Genomic DNA, 22,195 nt, shown 5'->3' with positions numbered 1-22,195 from the left:
TTGCCCACGCCGCCCGCGAGGCGCTGTAGGTTGAGTTCTCCAATTGCGGGTCTTCCCGCGGCCGGTGGCACGGTCTGTGTCGGAAGCGTACAGTAGCAGGTGCGGCAGCAAAACGCTGTCCTAAAAAAGCCGATATTCCTGTTCCCGGAGCCTTTCCAATGAACGCCCCACTGCACCGCGAAATTCCCGCCAGCATCCTCAACGCCGCCCAGGCCCTGTCTCAGGTCACGGCCCAATGGGACGGTGACATCGTCAAACAGATCACCGACTACATCTCCATCCCAGCCAAGTCCCCCACGTTCGACAGCGACTGGGCGCAGCACGGTTTTATCGACACAGTCATGCGCAATGCGGCGGCCTGGGTCGAGGCGCAGAAGGTCGAAGGCCTCAAGCTGGAGATCGTGCGACTCGAAGGCCGCACCCCGGTGCTGTTCTTTGAGATCCCGGCCACGCGCGCCGATTCGACGCAAACCGTGTTGATGTACGGCCATCTCGACAAGCAGCCCGAGTTCACCGGCTGGCGCAACGATTTGAGCCCCTGGGCGGCCAAGTACGAAGACGGCAAGCTCTACGGCCGCGGCGGCGCTGACGACGGCTATGCGGTCTACGCCAGCATTGCCGCGGTGCAGGCGTTCAAAGCGCAGAACGTGCCGCACCCGCGCATCGTTGGCCTGATCGAAACCTGCGAGGAAAGCGGCTCCTATGATTTGCTGCCCTACGTCAATGCGCTGCGTGAGCGCCTGGGCGACGTCGCGCTGGTAGTGTGCCTGGATTCCGGCGCGGGCAACTACGACCAGCTGTGGCTGACCACCAGCCTGCGCGGCAACGCGGCGGGCGTGCTCAAGGTGGAAATCCTCACCGAAGGCGTGCACTCCGGTGACGCCAGCGGCCTGGTGCCGTCGAGCTTTCGCATCATGCGCCAGGTGCTGGACCGCCTGGAAGACAGCAAGACCGGTCGCCTGCTGCCGCAGAGCTTTCACTGTGAGGTTCCGGCCGACCGGCTGGCGCAGGCGCAGGCCACCGCCAAAATCCTCGGCGAGGAAATCTACAAGCGCTTTCCCTGGGCGCACTACGACTGTGAAGGCTCCAGCGCATTTGCCTTGCCCACCACGACCGACCCTGTCGAGGCCTTGCTGAACCGCACCTGGCGCCCGACGCTGAGCGTGACGGGCGCCGAAGGTTTTCCGGCCCTCAAGGATGCGGGCAATGTGCTGCGCCCCTACACCGCCTTCAAGCTCTCGCTGCGCTTTCCGCCGCTGATTGACGCTGGCGCAGCGGTGCAGGAACTCAAGACACTGCTGGAAGACAATGCGCCTTACCAGGCCAAGGTCACGTTTGAAAGCAACGGCGGCGCCACCGGCTGGAATGCGCCCAGCACCGTACCCTGGTTTGAGAACGCGCTCAACGATGCGTCGCAAAGCTTCTTCGGCGCGCCCTGCGGCACCATAGGCCAGGGCGGAACCATTCCGCTGATGAACATGCTGAGCAAGGGCTTCCCCAAGGCGCAGATGATGGTTTGCGGTGTGCTCGGCCCCAAGAGCAATGCGCACGGCCCCAACGAATTCCTGAACGTGCCGTACGCCAAGAAGCTGACCGCCGCGGTCGCGCATGTGATGGCCCGCGTTCCCGGTTGATGCGGGTGACCTACCCTTCTATGCGCCGCGGCTTGCCGGCAGCGCTTGTTTCAAGCCAGGCTTTTGCTGCCGCATGCATTCCACCGTCCTAGCGCCTTTCACCGCCCGCGATGGCGAGAACCTGGCCCTCTATGAGTGGCCACTGGATGCTTCGGCCATCGAAACGGGTCAACATGTGTTGCCGCCGCGCGCCATGGTGTTGCTGGTTCATGGCTTGGGCGAGCACGCCAGCCGCTACGACCATGTCGCCAGCCAATTGCTCGACTGGGGTTTTGCCGTGCGTGCCTACGACCAGCGCGGCCATGGCGAATCGGGCGGAGTCCGTGGTGTGCTGCCCAATGAGACTGCCTTACTGGACGACCTGGCCGAGATCGTCGACGACACGCGCCTGCGATGCGTGCGCCTTCTGGAGGAGGTCAACGCGGACGGACGGAGCCCGCAGCTGCCTGCACATCTTCCCGTGATCCTGCTTGGCCACAGCATGGGCGGTCTGGTGGTGAGCCGGTTTGTCGCGCTGGGCATTCGCCCAGTGGAAGGCCTGGTGATGTCTTCTCCGGCGCTGGATCCGGGGCTCAACGCCTTGCAAAAGCTGCTGCTGGCCTTTATGCCGAGACTGGCGCCCGACCTGTGTGTGGGCAACGGCCTGGACGCGCGCTACATCTCGCACGATGAAGAGGTGGTCAAAAAATACTTCACCGACCGGCTGGTGCACGACAGAATCTCACCGCGTCTGGGCAAATTCATCGCAACAGCGGGCCCCGCGACGGTGGCGGCCGCCGCCCAATGGCGTACGCCCACGCTGCTGATGTATGCGGGTGCGGACCGGCTTGTCAACCCGGCCGGCAGCCGCGCCTTTGCGGAAAACGCGGCCAACTCACCGGCCGCGGCAGCTGGTACGGTGACAGCGCGGTGCTTTGAGGGTCTCTATCACGAGATCTTCAATGAAGTCGAGTCGGAGCCGGTGTTTGACACGCTCAAGGCCTGGCTGGACGCCCGCTTCTAGCGTTGAGAAAAATCTCAAGAGAAATTCAGCTCTAGCCCAATAAGAACGGGCGCAAGCAGCTATAAAAACCATAGCAATAACTGGCAACCACCGGCAGCAGCCAATGGCTCAACGCTGTTAAAGCAGGCCGCCCAACATGCCCAACATGCCCATCAGGTCTTCGCGGTTTCCCAGCCCTTGCGCAGGGGCCTGGCCGCAATGGCGGACACGGTGCGAGGCGTCAACAGGTTCTCAGGCGTTCTGTCCCTTGCGTTGGCCGAGTGCAAGCCAGGCCAGTGCGGCGGCGGTGAGCCCCAGCGGCAGCAGTGACCCCAGGTTCAACAGCGCCCAGCCTTGGGTGGTCACCAGCACGCCGGAGGCCAGCGAGGAAACCGCCAGCACGGCAAAAATACAGAAATTGAGTGCGCCCTGCGCCTTGTCTTTTTCTTCCGGGCGATAGGTCTCAAGCGCAAGGGTGGTGCTGCCGGTGAAAAGAAAATTCCAGCCCAGACCCAGCAAAAAGAGCGCCGCCAGAAATTCCTTGAGCTCCACGCCCGAGAGCGCGATCAACACGCACACCACGTTGAGCGCCAGACCCACCGCCATGATGGGCAAAGTGCCGAAGCGCCGGATCAGGTGACCGGTGAAAAAACCGGGCGCGAACATGCCGATCACATGCCACTCCAGCACCAGCGCGACGCTGGAAAACGGCAAGCCGCAAACCTGCATGGCAATCGGCGTGGCCGCCATCAGCAGGTTCATCACGCCAAAGCCCAGGGCGCCGGCTGCGGCGGCAACGATGAAGATCGGCTGCCGCATGATTTCGCGAAGCGGCCGGCCACCGCGGTTGGCGTGCGCCTCGGGCGGTGGTGGAAACCGGATGAATGCCAGCAGCGTCATCGACAGCAGCGCCACGCCGGCCAGCGCCAGGTAGGCGCCTGCAAAGGGCACGTCGGTCAGCCCTCGCGTAGAAGCCGCCAGGTTGGGCCCGGCAACGGCGCCCAGCAGACCGCCAGCCATGACCAGTGAAATGGCTTTTTCGCGAAAAGCGGGCAGGGCGAGCTCGGCCGCGGCAAAGCGGTAAAGCTGGGCATTGGCGCTGTAGTAGCCCGCCACCACGGTGGCGGCCACCAGAAGCCAGAAATTTTTGCTGTAAGCCGCATAGCAGCACAGCAGGGCCGAGGCGGCCGCCACCAGAAGGCCGAGCTGGAAGGAAGTCTTGCGCCCGAAGCGCATTTGCGTGCGCGCCACCACGGACGTGGACAGCGCGCCGCCCACCACATAGCCCATGACGGGCAGTGTCGCCATCCAGCCCAGGGGCGCCAGGTTCAGGCCGACCAGGCCGTTGATGGCGATGAAGGTGACGTTGTTGGTGAGAAAGAGGCCCTGGCAGACGGCCAGCAGCCAGAGATTGCGGTTCATGGCGCGCCGCCTGTCACTGCGAGAAACGACAGGCAGGCGAGCGGTGCGGTTTCGGCCCGAAGCACGCGCGGGCCGAGGGTGACGGCCGCAAAGCCGCAAGCCATGGCCGCAGCCTCTTCAGCCGCGCTGAGGCCGCCCTCGGGACCGCTCAGGAAGGTCAGCGCGCCGTCACCGGCTGCGGCCACCGCTTCGGCCAACGGCCGGGTGCCGTCTTGTAATGAGAGTAACAGCCGGGTGCCGCCAGCTGCGCCTTGCCCCGCGCCTTTGAGCCAGTCAGACAGGTCGCCGGCGTCGTGAATGAGCGGCACACGGCTGCGGCCGCATTGCTCACAGGCCGCGATGGCGACGCCCCGCCAGTGCGCGATTTTTTTGTCGGCTCGCTCACCCTTGATGCGCAGCACGCTGCGCTCGCTCATCAAGGGCTGGATGCTGGCCACGCCTAATTCGGCGGCTTTTTCAATCAGCCAGTCCATGCGCTCGTTGGCGGGCATGCCGACGGCCAGGTGAACGGAACGGCTGGCTTCGCGTGCCGTGGCGGTGTAGCCGCCAATAAGGACCTCCACATCGCTGCGGCCCATGCGCTCGACGGTAGCGGCAAATTCCCCTTCGCTGCCGGGCTGGCCGTTGCCTTGCCCATTGAACAGTGTCAGGGCGTCGCCGGGCTGCATGCGCAAGACCTGGACGTGACGCGCAGTGGACGGCGGCAGGCTGACGACGCTGCCCGGCGCCAGTGCGATATCGGCGAAAAACCGGGCGGTCATGGTGCTGATGCGGGAAGAGGCATTGTTAGGGGCTCGCCTTGAATGCTATAAAAATAATAGCTGCTTGCGCATAACCAGCGCTCGCTACAGCCTGATTGTGCATCAGAAGGTGTAGCCCACACGGGTTTCATTGCCCTCAATTTCGTCGAGCAGCACCATCAGCGGCCCGAGCTGCCGGTAGCGCGCGGCGGTGTTGCGGGCGTATTTGATGAAGCGGGGTGTGTCGGCCAGGTATTTGGGCTTGCCGTCACGCAGCGTGAGGCGCGCAAAGATACCCAGAATCTTGAGGTGGCGCTGCAGGCCCATCCATTCCACGGCCCGGTAAAACTCGCCAAAATCGTCGCCGACCGGCAGGCCGGCCTTCCGGGCTTTTTGCCAATAGCGCACGGTGATGTCCAATACGAAATCTTCTTCCCAGCTCAGGAAGGCGTCGCGCATCAGGCTGGCGATGTCATAGGTGATGGGGCCGTAGACCGCATCTTGAAAGTCCAGCACGCCAAGGCCTGTCGCGCCGCGCTCAGGGGCCGTGAAATTTTCCGACGGGCCGCCCCTGGGAAAATTAGCCCCTTGAAGGGGCAGCGTAGTACGCGAAGCGACAAGCGTGGGAGCTATCAGGTTGCGGGGCATGAAGTCGCGGTGCACGTAGACGCGTGCGCCGCCCAGCGAATTCAGGTTGCTGGCCTTGATCTGCTCGAAGATGACGTTCAGCTTGTCCTGAAGGCCGGTGTCCAGCGCCAGGTGGCGATATTTGGCGACATACCAGTCTGGAAAGAGCGACAGCTCGCGCGAGAGAAGTGCATCGTCATAGGGCGGAAGCACTCCGGGCGTGGAGGCGAGTTGCCAGCGCACCAAGGCCTCCACCGCATCTACATACAGGTCGTAGTGCGCCGGAGAGGGGCTGGCGATAGCGTCAACCTCGGCGGGCGGTCTAATCGCTTCCATCATGGTCTGCGCACCCAGGTCGCTTAGCAGCATGAAGCCCATTGGTTCATCCCAGGCCAGTACGCGCGGGGCAATCAAGCCGGCACCGCTCATCAGGCCGGCGACCTTGACGAAGGGTTTGCAATCTTCCTGCGCAGGTGGTGCGTCCATGACGATGTAACTGCCATCGCCTGTTGCTGCGTCCACCCGGAAGTAGCGCCGAAAACTTGCGTCAGCTGATGCCGGCCTGATGGTGTCGACCCGCAGGTTGTGCTCGCGGGCGGCGGCAGTCAGCCAGGCTTCGAAGGTCATGGCACGTGCCGGGTCGGCCCAGGCAATGGAAGGGGTGGTCATGTTTCTGGAGTCCCTGCCAGCCCTGCAATTGGGCGCTGGTTCGACATTGTGGGAACGGGGTGGAGGGTCATGGATAATCAGGCCTGATTTTACAAACGGGTTTATCTCACATAAACGATGCGCCGCGCATCCCCTTCGCCCTTTATTCTTTCCCCGATAGCTCAAGCTGTCTCCACGCTGGTGGTTTGCGCAGCACTGGGGATGACCGGTGCCGGGACGGCGCTCGCCCAAACTCCGGCTGCGTCACCTGCTCCTCTTCAGGCCGCTTCCGCCACCTCCCCCGCAGACCCGCCCGGAGGCGGCACCCCGAAACTCAAGTCTTCGCCCCAGCTGGCCGAGCAGGTTTCCAGCGACCCACAGGATAAGGGGCCCACATTTGTTTTTGGCGACCGGATTTCGGGGCGCCCGGATCTTGAGACCGTCATTGAAGGCAATGCGGAATTGCGCCGCGGGTCCACCGCCATCCGCGCGGACCGCATCGAGTACTACCAGCCCGAAGACCAGCTCAAAAGCCGCGGCAATGTCCGCATTAACCGGGCCGGCAACAGATTTGAGGGCCCCGAGCTGGAGATCAAGCTGGACCGGTTTGAAGGCTTCTTCACCACGCCGACTTACCGTTTCCTCAGCAATGGGGGCAACGGACAGGCGGAGCGGGTCGATTTCATTGATGAAAATAACCTGACAGCACAGCGCGCGAGCTATACCACCTGCGAGCGCAATGACGAGGCCAGCTGGGAGCCCTCGTGGGTATTGAGCGCCAGGAGTTTCGAGTTCGACCTGGAGCGAGAGGTGGGTGTTGCCAATGGGGCGGTTGTTCGTTTCAAGGATGTGCCCATTCTGGGCTTCCCCCGGGTGAGTTTTCCATTGAGCGACAAGCGCAAGTCGGGCCTTTTGCCGCCCACGGTCGGCATGGGTTCGGTGAACGGTTTTGAGTTTCGGCAGCCCTATTACTTTGATATTGCGCCCAATCGGGATGCGACGTTTTCACCGGGAATCCTGACCAAACGCGGGATGGACTTCGTCGGCGAATTCCGTTACCTGGAGCCAAAGTACACGGGCGAGCTGCGGGGGAATTTCCTTCCCGGCGACAAACTGCGCAACCGGGACCGTTGGTCCTACAGTTATCAGCACGCCGGCGTCATCAGCAGCGGCTTGTCATCCGTGGGTGATCTGGGCATCAACCTCAACATGAACCGGGTGAGTGACAACGATTATTGGCGTGACTTCCCGACTCTCAAGGGGGCGACCACCCAGCGCCTTCTCCCTCAGGACGCGACCTTGTCGTGGGGCCGCGGATTCTTCTCTTCATATGTGCGGACACTTAAGTGGCAGACATTGCAGGATGTCACCTCACCCATCACCCCGCCCTACGACCGCTTGCCGCAGTTTGCGGCGGCCTACACCCGTGTGGACGCGCCGGTGGTGGGATTGGGCAATGGCTTTGACTGGTCGGTGGAGGGCGACTTTACCCGGTTTTCCGCTGACCGCCAGTTGACCAACCAACCTAACAGTGATCGGGCATTCACGCGATTGCAGCTGAGCCGCCCCTGGCTGCTGCCTGCTGGGTATATCACCCCCAAAGTACAGCTGCATGCCACGAGCTATAAATTCGATTCAACGCTGCCCAATGGTGCAAGAACGGCGTCGCGTGTGGTTCCCACCTTCAGCCTGGACAGCGGCGTGCAGTTTGAACGTAACGCCGGGTTCCTGGGTCGGGACTTTACCCAGACATTGGAGCCTCGCGCCTTTTATGTGCGTACGCCCTATCGTGACCAGAGCCTGTTGCCAAACTACGATTCCGGGTCCAATGACTTCAACTTCGCCACGGTCTTTACCGAAAACGCGTTTGTTGGCAATGACCGCATTTCAGACGCCAACTTGTTGACCTTGGGCGTTACCTCACGCCTGCTGGATCCCGCGACCGGTGCGGAAGCCGTGCGTGTCGGCATTGCTCAGCGCCTGCGTTTCGAAGATCAGAAAGTGACCATGCCGGGTGTATTGCCGGTCACTGATCGCATCAGCGACTTGCTGGTCGGTGCGTCCGTCAACTGGGTGCCACAGTGGTCTTTCGATAGCACGGTTCAATACAACCCGAAGACCAGGCAGTCCGAGCGGACGTCGATCGGTGTGCGCTACAACCCCAGCAATTACCGTGTTATCAGTGCCGCATTCCGGCGCCAGCGCAATGTCAGTGAACAAATTGACGTGGGCTGGCAGTGGCCCATCAATGATTTATGGGGCGACAAGGGAAAAGACCTGGGCGCCGGGCAAGGCCAGGGAGGCGGCCGGTACTATGCCGTTGGGCGCCTGAATTACAGCGTGCTGGACAAAAAACTGGTCGACTCGATCATCGGTGTTGAATACGATGGCTGTTGCTGGATAGGGCGCGTGGTTCTGCAGCGTTCTCAAACCGGGACCGGAAGCTCGGATACGAAAATCTTGTTCCAGCTTGAGCTGGTGGGATTTTCGCGCCTGGGTTCCAACCCCCTGGAAACCCTGAAGTCGAATGTTCCACGTTACCAATATCTGCGTGAGAATACCAGCACGCCAAGCCGCTTTACTACTTATGACTAATAACCGCGCCATCCCAAGATTTTTTTTGAATCCCGTTCAAGCCGCCACGACGGCCTTGGCATTGTCGATTGTGCTGATGGCAGGCGCACAGGCCCAGGGGTTGCGGCCGTCCGGTACGTTGCGCCTGCCTGATGCGGCCAGCGGCACCCGGACTGCAGGGGCGCAGGGAAGCGCGCAACGGCAGGCTGACTTCATTGTTGCGGTGGTCAATTCCGAGCCGATTACCAACAATGAGGTTCGCAGCAAGCTGATCCGTACCGAGCAGCAAATGCTTCAGATGGGCGCTACCGTGCCGCCGCGAAGCGAATTGGTCGGGCAAATCCTGGAGCGCCTGATCAGCGACAAGGCGCAATTGCAAATGGCGCGCACGTCGGGCCTGAGAGTCGATGACAACGCCGTCGAAGCCGCGGTCCAGACCGTTGCCAGCCAAAACCAGATCACGGTCGAAGAGCTGCGCAACCGCCTGAAGGCGGACAGGATTGACTATGCCCAGTTCCGCTCGGAATTGCGGGATGAGCTTTTGGTCAGCCGCCTGCGCCAGCGAGAACTGGAGGCGCGTGCGACGGTTACGGAGCAGGAAGTCGACCAATTTTTGCGTGACCAGGACGGCGGGACCCCATCGTCTTCGCTGGCGCTCAACCTCGCGGAAATTCTGGTGGCCGTACCGGAAAATGCCACGCCCGATCAGGTTGCAACACTGCAAGCCAAGGCGCAGCAGGTGATGGACCGTGCCCGCAACGGTGCCGACTTTACGGCCCTGGCCGCCGAAGTTTCAGCGTCTCCTACACGCGCTTCAGGTGGGCTGATGGGGCTGCGGACTGCAGACCGCTATCCAGATCTTTTTGTCGAGGCGACAAGCAAACTGCAAGCGGGGGGCTTGGCGGGGCCGGTTCGGAGCGGGGCTGGATTTCACATCCTCAAAGTCATCGAAAAAAGGCAAGGCGGCATGCCGGGCATGATGGTGGCACAAACCCATGCAAGACATATCCTGCTCCGGTTGACGCCGCAGCTCAGTGAAGCCGCCGCGGTGGAAAAGCTGGCGGGTTTCAAAAGACGCATCCAGGCCGGACAGGCTGATTTTGCGGCACTCGCACGTGAGAACAGCGACGATGCCTCAGCCAAGGAAGGCGGTGATCTCGGCTGGGCAAGCACCGGCATGTTTGTGCCTGAGTTCGAGAAAGTCATGAACGGACTGGCACCCAACCAGATTTCGGATCCGCTGGTATCCCGTTTTGGCGTGCATCTTGTTCAGGTACTGGAACGCCGCGAGACCCAACTCTCGCAGCGCGATCAACGGGAAATGGCGCGGGGGGTGTTGCGCGAGAAAAAGCAAAACGAAGCCTTCGCCCTGTGGGCCCAGGAGATTCGGGGCCGTGCCTACGTGGAGTACCGTGAAGCACCGCAATTGTGAAGATCGTCCCACGCGTCATGTTTTTGCGGATCAATTTCCGGAGTGATCTCTCCAACAAAGTCCCGCCCTTGATGTGAAACATATTCCACGCAAGCGCTTTGGCCAGCATTTCCTGACGGACCAAGGCGTCATTGAGGGAATTGTGCAGGCAATTGCTCCACGTCCGGGACAGGCCATGGTAGAGATCGGGCCTGGGCTGGCTGCGCTGACCCAGCCCCTGGTTGAACGAGTGGGCCATTTGACGGTCATTGAGCTGGACCGTGATCTTGCCCGTCAGTTACGGTTGCATCCCCAGCTTGCCGTGGTCGAGTCCGACGTATTGAAAGTGGATGTCCGCGGGTTGGCACAAACGGCCTGTGCTGAAGGGCAGAAGCTACGGGTGGTTGGTAATCTCCCCTACAACATTTCCACACCCATCCTGTTTCATTTACTGGATGCTGTGGAGGTTATAGAAGACCAGCACTTCATGTTGCAAAAGGAAGTGATAGACCGGATGGTGGCTGAGCCTGCCACCAGTGACTATGGCCGGCTCAGCGTTATGCTGCAGTGGCGCTACGCGATGGAAAACGTGCTGTTCGTGCCGCCGCAAAGTTTTGATCCACCGCCGCGTGTCGACAGCGCCGTGGTGCGCATGGTGCCGCGCACGGCGCCCGTGGCGCTGGATGTCAAACTCCTGAGTGAACTGGTACAGGTTGCCTTTAGCCAGCGCCGCAAGTTGCTGCGTCACACCTTGGGGAAGTGGCTGGACAGCCATGGGTTCGAGGGGGAATTTGATATCCAGCGGCGTGCCGAAGAAGTCGCGGTGACCGAGTATGTTGCCCTGGCGCAGAGCGTAGCGCAACTGCGCAATTAGCTGTTCGGTACATCTGACATGAAGATATTCGTCATCTCACTTCCCGAGGCGACCACCAGACGAGCGACCATTGACCGGCAAATGGTGGCGCTGGGGCTGAGCTATGGCCTGATTGATGGTGTAAGAGTAGACCCCGCGCGGCTGGCCGAGCTCGGCTACAACGAAGGTGGGCGCCTTCTACGCTATGGCTACGGCATGTCGCCGGGAGAGGTCGGTTGTTTTCTCGCCCATCAGCGTGCCTGGAAAGCTGTACAGGCGCAAGGCGAAAAATGCCTGATCCTGGAAGATGACGTGTTGCTGCCCGGGCTGAGTACCGCGTTGCTCGACCAGCTTGAACTGGCACCTTATCCCATAGTCAGGCTCGCGGGTGTTTTCGAGAAGCGGCACAAATTTATGGGCGATACGCCATATGCCAGATACTGGGGCGATCCGGCTGGTACGGCCGGTTATGTGCTTGGCCCGCAAGAGGCAACTCAGTTGCTGCGGCGATCGACGCAGTTTCACATGGCTGTTGACGACTTTATGGAGGCGCGGCATTTACACGGTATCAATACCTATGCCTTGTTGCCCTACCCGGTGCGCCAAGCGGGAACTGATACACAGATAGGACAGCGCCTTCGACCGGAGCTGTCAAGCCTGGTGCGCTTTCGGTTGATGCTGGTGCGCATTCCGATTGATATCCGCAAATATTTCTACCGCATTCTTTACTATATGTTTTGAGTTGCAAAGCGGTTTGGCAGTGCTATTTGAGACGGCCACTGCTTTCAACTTCGGGTTTGGCGTAAAAAAGCCCGCAGCAAGCGGGCTTTTTATAAACCGGGAGGGAGCGCCTTTTTCAGGCAGCTGCCAACCAGTAACCCGCATTAAACGGGCTGCTCATGCGCAACGCCAGTGGCGATACGTCGACCAATTTGTCGGTCGGCATGACTTCTTCGCCTTCTGCGGTTGCTTGCTGGGCCTCATTCGCCCGATCCCCTTGGCCAATGTCTGGGGAGCGGGCTACAGAAAAGAATAGAAACATCTGAACGGTATCTTGCGATCCGCCCAGTAATCAGAGGCATCCCGGAAGATGTCGAGCAACTGCTCGCGCGCTTCCTTGTCAAATTTGGCGTTGGCCGGAATTTGCTCGAGCACGACAATAAAGCCGGGCTGCGGGCCTGACTTGTGGACCAGGTCCGTCATGCAGTCGTACAGTGCGTCGAAGTTCTTGCCGAAATGCGCCGGAAAGGTGTACTGCGCCGCAATCATGTCCAGCACGTCCTGCTTGCTCTGGGCGTTGCCCAGGTTGGCGTACAGGAAATGCTGGTTTAAATGTGTCGCGGCATCCTGCAGGTCTTGCACCCGGAAGGCCCGTATGGATTGAACGATATTGGGACGTACGCCGCGCAAGGGCGTTTCACCGTCCTTGCGCAAAGGCGTTTCGTTGTCCCGACGAAGTGGTGTATCCATCTCCGCTACTCTTTCTCTTAAGTCAAAAACTCAAAATAACGATCACAGTTCAATTTATTGAACGATTTTGCGAAAACTCGCATAGTGATCGTCGGTGTAATAACAGGCATCAGGTGCGACAGGTTTCAAGCCACCACAAACGATACGCCGGGCTCCCCGGCTGCGCTCACCGGGCGTTCTGACGGTGTATTCACGGTAGTAACCGCGACTTTGAGCCGGTAGAAGTCGTTCCCGGTTCCCAAACACCACGCCGTCCTTTTCATGCTTGAAAGGCCCGCCTTGGTAGATCAGCACCATCATGTCGCGTCCCTGGGGGGGCAATTGGACGGTCGCTATGGTCCCGATCGGAACCGGGCCCTTTGCCTGCACCATGCTGGGGATTGACCCGGCCAGACCGGTTGCCAAAACCAGCAACATGGCCGTTTTGGCCGCCCACCCATTGCGCAACATGAAAAAACCTTTTTCTCGAATCCAGAGTTACCCACCGATTTTTCGGGTTAACCCTTAAATTTCAAGAGAGGTAGTTTGCCGCATGTGGCTAAAAAACGCAAGTGGATGCTGAAAATTTAGGCAGTAAAGAGAGAGGTCATTGATGCACTAAGTTAGTGCTAGCTATCTAATTTTTGCTTATCGACTCGCATTGGCATCCGCTACCGTCAGTGCGGTCATGTTGACAATACGGCGCACCGTTGCCGTAGCGGTCAGGATGTGCATGGGCTTGTTTGCTCCCAGCAAAACGGGGCCGATGGCGATATTGCCACCCGCCGCTGTTTTCAGCAGGTTGTAGGAAATGTTCGCTGCATCAATATTGGGCAGTACCAGGAGGTTGGCCTCACCCGTCAGGGTGCTGTTCGGCATGATGAGGGCGCGCGCATCGGCGTCCAATGCCATGTCGCCATGCATCTCCCCGTCAACCTCAAGCCAGGGCGCTTTTTCGCGCAGCAACTCCAGCGTGCGGCGCATCTTCAGGGCGCTGGGCAAGTTGGAAGATCCAAAATTCGAATGCGACAGCAGAGCCGCCTTCGGTTTGATGCCAAAGCGCATCATTTCCTCGGCCGCCATGGTGGTGATCTCCGCGAGCTGCTCCGCAGTCGGATCGCAGTTGACGTGCGTATCGAGCAGGAACACCTGGCGCCCCGGAAGCAACAAGCCGTTCATGCAGGCATAAGTGTTGACGCCTTCGCGCTTGCCGATGACCTGATCCAGATAGTCCAGATGATGGGCCGTCGTGCCCCAGGTGCCGCAAATCAGCCCGTCCACATCGCCTTTGTGCAGCAACATGCCGGCGATCAATGTGAGGCGGCGGCGCATTTCGATTTTGGCGATCTGCACCGTCACACCACGGCGTTCCATGAGGCGGTGATAGGTTTGCCAGAAGTCGCGGTAGCGATGATCCTGTTCGACATTGACCACGTCGTAGTCGAGCTCCTCCTTCAGGCGCAGGCCGAATTTTTCGATGCGCTGGGCAATGATGGCGGGCCGGCCAATCAGTGTCGGGCGTGCGAGTCCTTCATCCACCACGATCTGGCAGGCACGCAGCACGCGTTCTTCCTCACCCTCGGCATAGGCCACACGCTTGCGGCTGGCGGCCTTGGCGGCCGCGAAAATCGGTTTCATCACCGTGCCCGATGCGTAGACGAAACTTTGCAGCCGCTCGCGGTAAGCGTTCATGTCCTGGATAGGCCGCAAGGCCACGCCGCTGTCGGCCGCCGCCTGCGCGACGGCGGGCGCGATCTTCATCATGAGGCGCGGATCGAAAGGCTTGGGAATCAGGTATTCGGGCCCGAACGCCAGCTTTTCACCCACGTAGGCGGCTGCCACGACTTCACTTTGCTCGGCCTGCGCCAGCTCGGCTATCGCGTGTACGGCCGCGATTTCCATCTCGATGGTGATGGTGGAGGCTCCGGCATCCAGTGCGCCGCGGAAGATGTAGGGAAAGCACAGGACGTTGTTGACCTGATTGGGGTAGTCGGTGCGGCCGGTCGCCATGATGGCGTCGTCGCGTACGGTCCGGACGTCCTCCGGCGTGATCTCGGGATTGGGATTGGCCAGCGCCAGGATGATGGGCTTGGCGGCCATTTTGGCGACCATGTCTTTCTTGAGCACACCGCCGGCGGAAAGGCCCAGGAAGATGTCCGCTCCAGCGATGACGTCGGCAAGCGTGCGTGCATCGGTCTTCTGCGCGAACTGGATTTTGTCTTCGTCCATCAGCTCGGTGCGGCCTTCATAGACCACGCCGGCCAGATCGGTCACGAACACGTTTTCGCGCTGGATGCCCAGCTTGAGCAACAGGTTCAGGCAAGCCAGGGCGGCCGCGCCCGCGCCGGACGTCACGAGCTTGACTTGGCCCGGACCTTTGCCGACAACCTTGAGCGCATTCAGGACGGCCGCACCGACGGTGATGGCGGTACCGTGCTGGTCATCATGAAAGACCGGGATCTTCATGCGCTTGCGCAGCTCACGCTCGATATAAAAACAGTCGGGCGCCTTGATGTCTTCAAGGTTGATGGCGCCGAAGGTCGGCTCCAGCGAAGCAATGATGTCGACCAGCTTGGCCGGGTCTTTTTCGTCGATCTCAATGTCGAACACGTCCACGCCGGCGAACTTCTTGAACAGCACGCCCTTGCCTTCCATGACCGGCTTGGAGGCCAGCGGGCCGATGTCGCCCAGGCCCAGCACAGCTGTGCCGTTGGTCACGACAGCCACAAGATTGCCGCGGCTGGTGTACTTGAAGGCGTTGTTCGGGTCCTTGACGATTTCTTCGCAAGGTGCCGCGACGCCGGGGGAATAAGCCAGGGCCAGGTCGCGCTGGTTGGTCAGCTGTTTGGTCGCTGCGATGGCGATCTTGCCCGGGGTCGGAAACTCGTGGTATTCAAGTGCGGCGAGGCGCAATTCGGCGCGTTTTTCTTCGCGATTGGCTTCAGTGCTATTGGGCGTCGCGGTGGGGGGTGTCGGCATCAGCAAGGTCTCCAGCGGAAACGGTCGGGTCGACCGTCAATTTCTTGTAAGGTCTGCGATTGTAGGCCGTCGGAGGGGAAAACCCTAGTAAGTGAATCTACGCAAAAAGGTGTATTGCTTTTGACTTTTCAGCACAGAAAGCCGCTTTGCCGTAGAGCTCATTCACGATGGCGGCGCGTAGCCGTTTTTTGAGCGCTTTAAGCGCGAAATAAAAAAAGCCAGGTTGGCGGGCCTGCGCCGCTCAGCGCGCAACACCCAGCAAATGGTCCAGGCGCTCGGGCTGCTCGCGCAACGCCTGGGCCGTTCCGGTGTGGACCACCATGCCGCGGTCCAGCACCACGGCGCTGTCGGAAATCGCCAGAATGGCCTGCGGGTGCTGCTCTACGATGATGGCGCTCAGGCCCTCCTCGCGCGTGATGCGGCGTATGGCGCGCAGCAGCTCCTCCACAATGATGGGCGCCAGGCCCTCCAGCGGTTCGTCGAGCAGCAGCAGCTTCGGGTTGAGTACCAGCGCCCGGCCCACAGCCAGCATCTGCTGCTCGCCGCCCGACAGCTGCGTGCCCAGGTTGCCCTTTCGCTCGGCCAGGCGCGGGAACATGGCGTACACGCCTTCGGGGTTCCATTTGCCCGGGCGCGCCACCGCCGTCAGGTTCTCGTGCACCGTCAGCGACTTGAAGATATTGCGCTCCTGCGGCACCCAGCCTATGCCGGCCGCCGCGCGTTCGTGCGAGGGCAAATGGTGCAACGCGACCATGGATGCGCCCGCCCCGAACGAGATGGCGCCGCCGTGCTGCCGCGTCGCACCTGCCAGGGTGTTGATCAGTGTGGTTTTGCCGGTGCCGTTACGGCCCAGCAGCGCGAGCGTCTGTCCCTCGCCCAGTGCGAACGACACCTCGTGCAGCACCACTGCCTCACCGTAGCCGGCGCGCAGTTTGTCGACCTTGAGGAGTTCAGCCATGAGCCACCTCTTCGCCATGGCCCAGATAGACTGCCTTGACCTGAGGGTCGGCCGCGATTTCCTCAGGCGTACCCTCGATCAGCAACGTGCCGTTGACCAGTACCGTCATGGTGGTGGCGAAGCTGAACACCAGGTCCATGTCGTGCTCGATCAGCAGTACCGACACGTCAGCGGGCAGTGCGGCCACGGTCTGCAGCAGTTCTTCGCGCTCGCCGGCCGGCACACCCGCCACGGGTTCGTCGAGCAGCAGCACGCGCGGCTCGCAGGCCAGCGCCACGGCGATTTCCAGCAGGCGGCGCTTGCCGTAGGCCAGCATGCGGGTCGGCTGGTCCATCACCCCGGTCAGGTGAAACTGCTCCAGCAACTGTTCGCAGCGCTCGGCCACACGCCGGTTGCGCCCCAGCGCCTGCCACCATTTCGCGCCGAGCCCCGCTTGTTGCGATACGGTCAGTGCCAGCGTTTCCAGCGGCGTGAGCGAATCGAAGAGCTGGTTGATCTGGAAGGTACGCACCATCCCGCGCTTGACGCGCTGGTGCGGCGCCAGCCGCGTGATGTCTTCGCCGTCGAGGAGGATGCGGCCCTCGGTCGGCTGCAGAACGCCCGTCAGCAGGTTGACCAGCGTGGTCTTGCCCGCACCGTTCGGCCCTATCAGCGCATGGCGGGCACCGCGACGCAGGTTCAGGCTCACGTTGTTGGTGGCGGCAATGCCGCCGAAGCGCATCACCAGGCCCTGTGCGGACAGTACCGCGTCGCTGTGCGGCGCCGCGCTCATGGCTGGCCTCCGCGCTTAGGCAACCATGCCCAGGGCCGGACCAGCCGCTCGCGCCCCACCAGCACCAGCACCACCAGGAAGAGGCCTATCCAGAAGGTCCAGTACTGCGGCGTGATGGACGACAGCGCGTCCTGCATCAGCTTGAACACAACCGCCCCGGCCACACCCCCGTACAGCCAGCCCGCACCGCCGACCACCAGGATCAGCAGCACGTCGGCGGAACGGTGGAACTCGAACAGGTCCAGCGAAGCGAAGCCGGTGGTCTGTGTCAGCAGCGCCCCGGCGGCACCCGCCACGCCCGCCGCCACCGTATAGACCACCGCCAGCCGGGAGGCGACCGGAATACCGATCGCCATGGCGCGCAGGCGGTTGTCGCGTATCGCCTTGAGAGTCGCGCCCAGCGGGGAATGCACGAGGCGACGCATCAGCACAAACAAAATGAGCAGCACGGCCAGCGAGTAATAGGCGGCGGTGCGGCCCGACAGGTCAAACTCGAAGCGGCCCAGCAGCGGACCCATGACCACGCCCTGCAGGCCATCGGCGCCACCGGTCAGCCAGTCAAGCTTGTTGGCCAGCTCCAGCAGGATCAGCGCCACGCCCAGTGTCACCATGAGCCGTGTCAGGTCACTACCGCGCTGGATGGTGAGCGAACAAACGGCCCCTAGCAGCGTGGCGGTGGCGATGCCCACTGCCAGGCCCACCAGCGGGTCCGGCATGACCAGCTTGGCGAACAGCGCCGCCGCATAACCGCCTATGCCGAAGAAGGCTGCATGGCCCAGCGAGACGATGCCGGTGTAACCCAGCACCAGATCCAGCGACACCGCGAACAGCGCGACGATGGCGATCTCATTGATGATGGACGCGTGGCTGGGCATCAGCACTGGCGCGGCGAAGGCGGCGAGCCAGAGCACCGGTTCCCAGAGCTTCCAGCGGCTGTTTTTAAGCAGGGACGTTTGTGTGTTCATTTATCTGCCGCCCTTGCGCACAAAGAGGCCCTGCGGCCGCCAGATCAGGATCGCGATCATCAGGCTGTAAACGATGAAGGCCCCCAGCTTGGGGATGTAGTACTTGCCCGCCACGTCGGCAATGCCCAGCAGCAGCGCAGCCAGCAGCGGCCCGGTGATCGACGTGGTACCGCCCACGGCCACCACGATCAGGAAGTAAATCATGAACTTGAGCGGAAAGCTCGGGTCCAGCCCCAGCACTTCGGCGCCCAGCGCGCCGCCCAGGCCGGCCAGGCCCGAGCCGACGGCGAAGGTCGAAAGGAACACGATGTTGACGTTGATGCCCAGGCCGGCCGCCACGCGCTGGTCGTCCACGGAGGCGCGCAAGCGGCTGCCGAAGCGCGTGCGTGTCAGCACGTACTGCAGGCCTATCGTCAGCCCAGCGCACACCGCAATGATGAACAGCCGGTAGTGGCCCATGCCCAGCATCCAGGCGCCGCTGCCGATCTCGGTGCGGCCTTTAAGCCATTGGGGCAACTGCACGATCTGCTGCGTCGAGCCGACGAAGTAGTCCACGCTGGCCACCGCCATGAACACCAGGCCGATCGAAAACAGCACCTGGTCCAGGTGCGGCTTGTTGTACAGCGGCCGATACAGCGTGCGCTCCAGTACAGCGCCCAGCAGCGCCGAGCCGGCGAAGGCCAGCGGCAAGCACAGCAAAAAAGGCACGCCGAAGTGCTGCATCAGCAACACGGTGATGTAGCCGCCGGCCATCGCGAAAGCACCATGCGCGAGGTTGATGAAATTCATCAGGCCCATGGTCACCGCCAGTCCCACCGCCAGGATGAACAGCAGCATGCCGTAAGCGATACCGTCGAAGAGGATAGTGAGCATGTGTCTTTACCAGGAACACCGCGGAACCGGCTTCGCCGGGCCGCTGGTGTTGCCCCCAGCAGGGGGGAGGCGCCGCGAAGCGGCGCTTCGGGGGGTTACTTGTTCTTCCCGGGATCCTTGACGTCCTTGATCACGTCAAACTCCACGTTGTAGAGCTGGCCGTCCTTCTTCTCGACCTTGCGCAGATAGACATCCTGCACGATGTCGCGCGTCTGTGCGTCGATGAAGATCTTGCCGCGCGGGCTTTCAAACAGCTGGCCCTTCATGGCTTCGAGCAGCGCGTCGCCGCCACCCTGGCCCTTGCTGGTTTTGAGCGCCTCGTAAATTACCCGCATGCCGTCATAGCCACCCACCGCCATGAAGTTGGGGCGCAGGCCCTTGTTGGCTTTGGCAAATGCTTCCACGAATTTTTTGTTCATCGCCGAGGGGTGCGCCGCCGAGTAGTGGTGCGAAGTAACGACGCCGATCGCGCCGTCACCCATGTCGTTGAGCTGGTCGTCGTCCGTCACGTCGCCGGTGGCGATCAGCCGGATGCCGGCCTTGTCCAGGCCGCGCTCGAGAAACTGCTTCATCACCGCCGCGCCTGCGCCCGAAGGCACGAAGACGAAGAGCGCATCGGGCTTGTTGTCCCGCACTTTTTGCAGGAAGGGCGCGAAGTCGGGATTGCGCAGCGGCACGCGCAGCGCGTCGGTCACCTGGCCGCCATTAAAGGTCAGGCGGTCCTTGAAGAATTTCTCCGCGTCGATGCCGGGGCCGTAGTCGGACACCAGCGTGACCACCGTCTTGATGCCGTTCTTGGGCGCCCAGTCGGCCAGCGCGACCGAAACCTGCGGCAAAGTGAAACTGCTGCGCACGATGTAAGGCGAAGCCTGCGTGATGCTGGATGTTGCCGCAGCCATCACCACCATGGGCGTCTTGGATTGCGTCGCAATGGGCGCGGTGGCCAGGGCCGAGGGCGTGATGCCGAAGCCTGCCAGCACGTTGACCTTGTCGTTGACCACCAGCTCTTGCGCCAGGCGCCGTGTGGTGTCCGGCAGCGAGGTGTCGTCCTTCACGATCAGCTGGATTTTCTTGCCCGCCACGCTGTCGCCGTTCTGCGCCATGTAAAGCCGTACGGCCGCTTCGATCTGCCGGCCGGTAGTGGCCTGCTGGCCCGTCATCGGCAGGATCAGGCCGATCTTGAAGGTGTTGTCCTGGGCCAGTGCCGAAGTAGCCGAAGCCAGGCTGGCGACGGCAAGGGCTGCAGCGGTAAAGAGGCGTCTTTTCATGGTTTGTCTCCAGTGGTCGATTTTGAATTTATAAGGGCGGGATGCTGGCGTTAGTTTACTGAGCGTTCGCAACGAGTACCAATGTTCTGTATGCGAACTTCACGGGTGCGCCGTGGTGGATCGGTTCAGAGATCAACTGTCGGGCCGGTAGGAAGAATCCAGCGTCACCGAACCCACCACCCGTGAGACACAGGCGCACAGCCGCGTGTTCTGCTGTTTCTCGTGCTCGCTCAAAAATACGTCGCGGTGGTCGATCTCGCCGTCCAGCGCCAGCACGTCCAGTGTGCACAGGCCGCATTCGCCGCGCTTGCAGTCGAAGACGGCCTGCACCCCAGCCTGCTCCAGCGCATCCAGCAGGCTGCAGTCGGCCGGCACAGTGATGTCCAGCGCGTGGCGGGGGATCTGCACCCGAAAAGCCTGCGGTGCGAAGCGCCCGCTGTTGCCGAAGGTTTCATAGCGCAAGTCGGCCGCCGGCCGGCCCGAGGCTTCCCAGGCATGGCGCGCCGCGTCCAGCATGGGCACCGGGCCGCAGATATACATTTGCGCGCCGGCCGGTAGCGCCGCAATCTCGCCGGCAAAGTCGATGCGCACGGCGACGGCCGCATGCAGCCGTTCGCCCAGGCAACCCTGCAGCGTTTCCCCGTAAGCGAGTTCAGATTCGCTGCGCGTGCCGTACAGCATGCGCAGCGGCCGGCCCGACTGCGCACAGCGGTCGGCCAGCGCCTGGGCCATGCCCAGCAGCGGCGTGATGCCTATGCCGCCGGCCACCAGCAGGTAGGCTGGCGCGTTGAAGTCCAGCGGAAAATGGTTGCGCGGCCCGCTGAGCTGCAGCCGGTCGCCGGCGGCCAGCCGCCACATCGCGCGAGAGCCGCCGCGGCCGTCGTCCAGCCGCTTCACCGCGATGCGATACGTCTGTCCGTCGGGTTCGCCGACCAGCGAGTAGGAGCGCAGTTCCGGCTTGCCGTCCACCAGCAGCTGCACTTGCAGGTGGCTGCCAGGTTCGTGGCGCTGCACGGTGGCTGCGTCGCCCGTGGGCCGGATGCGAAACTCGCGCACGGTGGGCGTGAGGTCCTCAAAAGATTCAATGACCGCATCGGTCCAGCTGGAGGTGGCTTTCATTCAGTTTTCCGTGATCTCTTCAATTCGAGGGCCGCCGTGGAACCGGCTTTGCCGGGCCACTGGTGGCGCCCCTTGGGGGGAGGCGGCCGCAGGCCGCTTCGGGGGGACGTCATTTCTTTCGTATGAGCCGCACGCCGGGCATCTGGTCCAGGTTGTGGCTGGCCACGGCAGCGCGCAGGTTGCGCTGGGCCAGGCGTGAGTGCTCGCGCATGATCGCTTCGGCGCGCGAGCCCTCGCGCTGCTCAATGGCGTCGAGCACCTGTCGGTGCTGGTCCTGCGCCACGACCAGCATGTCGCGCGCGCCCGGGGAATTGGCTTGCACCACCACAAAACCCGAAGGCGACGCAAACGGCAGGCTGAACACGCGTTCGAGCTCCTTGGCAATGACGCTGCTACCGGCCATTTCACCCAGCAGTTCATGAAACCGCTCGTTCAGCGCGACGTAGGAGGAGAAAGCCTCATCGTCCAGCGCAGGCTGGCTGAGCACCGCATCAATCTTGCCCAGGCATTCGCGGGCTTCGTTCAATACCACGGTGGGTGCGCCGCGCTCGGCGGCCAGCCGCGCCGACAGCCCTTCAATGGTGCCGCGCAGTTCGATCGCTTCGGAAACATCGCGTTCGGAAAACGTACGCACGGCATAGCCCCCATTGGGCAGCGACTCCAGCAGGCCTTCCTGCTCCAGCCGCATCAATGCCGCACGAATCGGTGTTCGTGAGAAGCCGAGTTTTTCAACGATGGACAGCTCGGCAATGCGTGCGCCACCGGGCAACTCGCCAGCCAGGATCATCTCGCGAAGCTGTAACTGCGCCCGCACCTGCGCGCTTTCAAGGCTATTTTGGCCTGTAGCCCTTTCGGAATCGGCGCCGGCAGCTACTGAATTAATAGCATTGATTGTGGTGCGCATAAAAAATGATCCCCGCT

19 protein-coding genes are annotated in these 22,195 nt (G+C 61.9%); 6 read left to right on the top strand and 13 right to left on the bottom strand.

The features are described 5' to 3' along the window. The first annotated feature begins 158 nt into the window (after positions 1-158). Both AC1D11_RS21595 and AC1D11_RS21590 read left to right on the top strand, forming a co-directional pair. Positions 159-1,634, top strand: coding sequence for a M20 family metallopeptidase (locus AC1D11_RS21595; protein ID WP_477651323.1), 1,476 nt, complete (start codon positions 159-161; stop codon positions 1,632-1,634). A 73-nt stretch (positions 1,635-1,707) separates the two neighbouring features. Next, complete coding sequence (locus tag AC1D11_RS21590; RefSeq protein ID WP_477648538.1) at positions 1,708-2,637, top strand: lysophospholipase; 930 nt, start codon at positions 1,708-1,710, stop codon at positions 2,635-2,637. A 231-nt stretch (positions 2,638-2,868) separates the two neighbouring features. Here AC1D11_RS21590 and AC1D11_RS21585 read toward each other — a convergent pair whose 3' ends face one another. From AC1D11_RS21585 to AC1D11_RS21575, 3 genes are all read right to left on the bottom strand, one after another. Then, positions 2,869-4,038 (bottom strand): MFS transporter, encoded by a 1,170-nt coding sequence (locus AC1D11_RS21585; protein ID WP_477648539.1) that lies wholly within the window; start codon positions 4,036-4,038, stop codon positions 2,869-2,871. After that, positions 4,035-4,799, bottom strand: a complete 765-nt coding sequence (locus AC1D11_RS21580) for a 16S rRNA (uracil(1498)-N(3))-methyltransferase (RefSeq protein ID WP_477648540.1) — start codon at positions 4,797-4,799, stop codon at positions 4,035-4,037. Before AC1D11_RS21580 ends, AC1D11_RS21585 begins: the two co-directional genes overlap by 4 nt. Before the next feature lie 102 nt (positions 4,800-4,901). Continuing rightward, on the bottom strand, positions 4,902-6,074 hold the full coding sequence (locus AC1D11_RS21575) for an aminoglycoside phosphotransferase family protein (RefSeq protein ID WP_477648541.1): 1,173 nt from the start codon (positions 6,072-6,074) through the stop codon (positions 4,902-4,904). A gap of 117 nt (positions 6,075-6,191) precedes the next feature. Here AC1D11_RS21575 and AC1D11_RS21570 point away from each other — a divergent pair, with 117 nt between their 5' ends. From AC1D11_RS21570 to AC1D11_RS21555, 4 genes are all read left to right on the top strand, one after another. Further along, positions 6,192-8,648, top strand: coding sequence for an LPS-assembly protein LptD (locus tag AC1D11_RS21570; RefSeq protein WP_477651322.1), 2,457 nt, complete (start codon positions 6,192-6,194; stop codon positions 8,646-8,648). After that, complete coding sequence (locus AC1D11_RS21565; protein WP_477648543.1) at positions 8,641-10,059, top strand: peptidylprolyl isomerase; 1,419 nt, start codon at positions 8,641-8,643, stop codon at positions 10,057-10,059. Before AC1D11_RS21570 ends, AC1D11_RS21565 begins: the two co-directional genes overlap by 8 nt. 73 nt (positions 10,060-10,132) lie before the next feature. After that, complete coding sequence (gene rsmA, locus AC1D11_RS21560; RefSeq protein ID WP_477648544.1) at positions 10,133-10,912, top strand: 16S rRNA (adenine(1518)-N(6)/adenine(1519)-N(6))-dimethyltransferase RsmA; 780 nt, start codon at positions 10,133-10,135, stop codon at positions 10,910-10,912. A gap of 18 nt (positions 10,913-10,930) precedes the next feature. Next, positions 10,931-11,632, top strand: coding sequence for a glycosyltransferase family 25 protein (locus AC1D11_RS21555; RefSeq protein ID WP_477648545.1), 702 nt, complete (start codon positions 10,931-10,933; stop codon positions 11,630-11,632). Positions 11,633-11,911: 279 nt separating this feature from the next. On the opposite strand, the gene AC1D11_RS21550 is transcribed toward AC1D11_RS21555, so the two are convergent. The 10 genes from AC1D11_RS21550 to AC1D11_RS21505 all read right to left on the bottom strand — a co-directional run bounded on the left by AC1D11_RS21550 (position 11,912) and on the right by AC1D11_RS21505 (position 22,178). After that, complete coding sequence (locus AC1D11_RS21550; protein ID WP_348050784.1) at positions 11,912-12,361, bottom strand: barstar family protein; 450 nt, start codon at positions 12,359-12,361, stop codon at positions 11,912-11,914. A 54-nt stretch (positions 12,362-12,415) separates the two neighbouring features. After that, positions 12,416-12,811, bottom strand: a complete 396-nt coding sequence (locus AC1D11_RS21545) for a guanyl-specific ribonuclease (RefSeq protein ID WP_457282089.1) — start codon at positions 12,809-12,811, stop codon at positions 12,416-12,418. 177 nt (positions 12,812-12,988) lie between these two features. Then, a complete protein-coding gene (locus AC1D11_RS21540) occupies positions 12,989-15,319 on the bottom strand; it encodes an NADP-dependent malic enzyme (protein ID WP_457281935.1) in 2,331 nt (776 codons plus the stop codon). Between the two features lie 241 nt (positions 15,320-15,560). Then, positions 15,561-16,277, bottom strand: a complete 717-nt coding sequence (locus AC1D11_RS21535) for an ABC transporter ATP-binding protein (protein ID WP_477648547.1) — start codon at positions 16,275-16,277, stop codon at positions 15,561-15,563. Next, a complete protein-coding gene (locus tag AC1D11_RS21530; RefSeq protein WP_477648548.1) occupies positions 16,270-17,049 on the bottom strand; it encodes an ABC transporter ATP-binding protein in 780 nt (259 codons plus the stop codon). The genes AC1D11_RS21535 and AC1D11_RS21530 overlap by 8 nt, the downstream gene beginning before the upstream one ends. Continuing rightward, positions 17,046-18,014, bottom strand: coding sequence for a branched-chain amino acid ABC transporter permease (locus AC1D11_RS21525; protein WP_477648549.1), 969 nt, complete (start codon positions 18,012-18,014; stop codon positions 17,046-17,048). The genes AC1D11_RS21530 and AC1D11_RS21525 overlap by 4 nt, the downstream gene beginning before the upstream one ends. Beyond that, complete coding sequence (locus AC1D11_RS21520; protein WP_477648550.1) at positions 18,015-18,887, bottom strand: branched-chain amino acid ABC transporter permease; 873 nt, start codon at positions 18,885-18,887, stop codon at positions 18,015-18,017. It lies immediately after the preceding gene. Positions 18,888-18,982: 95 nt separating this feature from the next. After that, positions 18,983-20,155 (bottom strand): ABC transporter substrate-binding protein, encoded by a 1,173-nt coding sequence (locus AC1D11_RS21515; RefSeq protein WP_477651321.1) that lies wholly within the window; start codon positions 20,153-20,155, stop codon positions 18,983-18,985. Positions 20,156-20,287: 132 nt separating this feature from the next. After that, entirely contained in the window at positions 20,288-21,274 is a 987-nt protein-coding gene (locus AC1D11_RS21510) for a PDR/VanB family oxidoreductase (RefSeq protein ID WP_477648552.1), read from the bottom strand. A gap of 109 nt (positions 21,275-21,383) precedes the next feature. Further along, positions 21,384-22,178, bottom strand: coding sequence for a GntR family transcriptional regulator (locus AC1D11_RS21505; protein WP_477648553.1), 795 nt, complete (start codon positions 22,176-22,178; stop codon positions 21,384-21,386). Positions 22,179-22,195 lie beyond the last annotated feature (17 nt).

Source organism: Polaromonas sp. P1_E11 (assembly GCF_056405995.1).
Note: the sequence above shows the minus strand (reverse complement) of the source record. Positions and strands in the feature narration are given on the sequence as shown.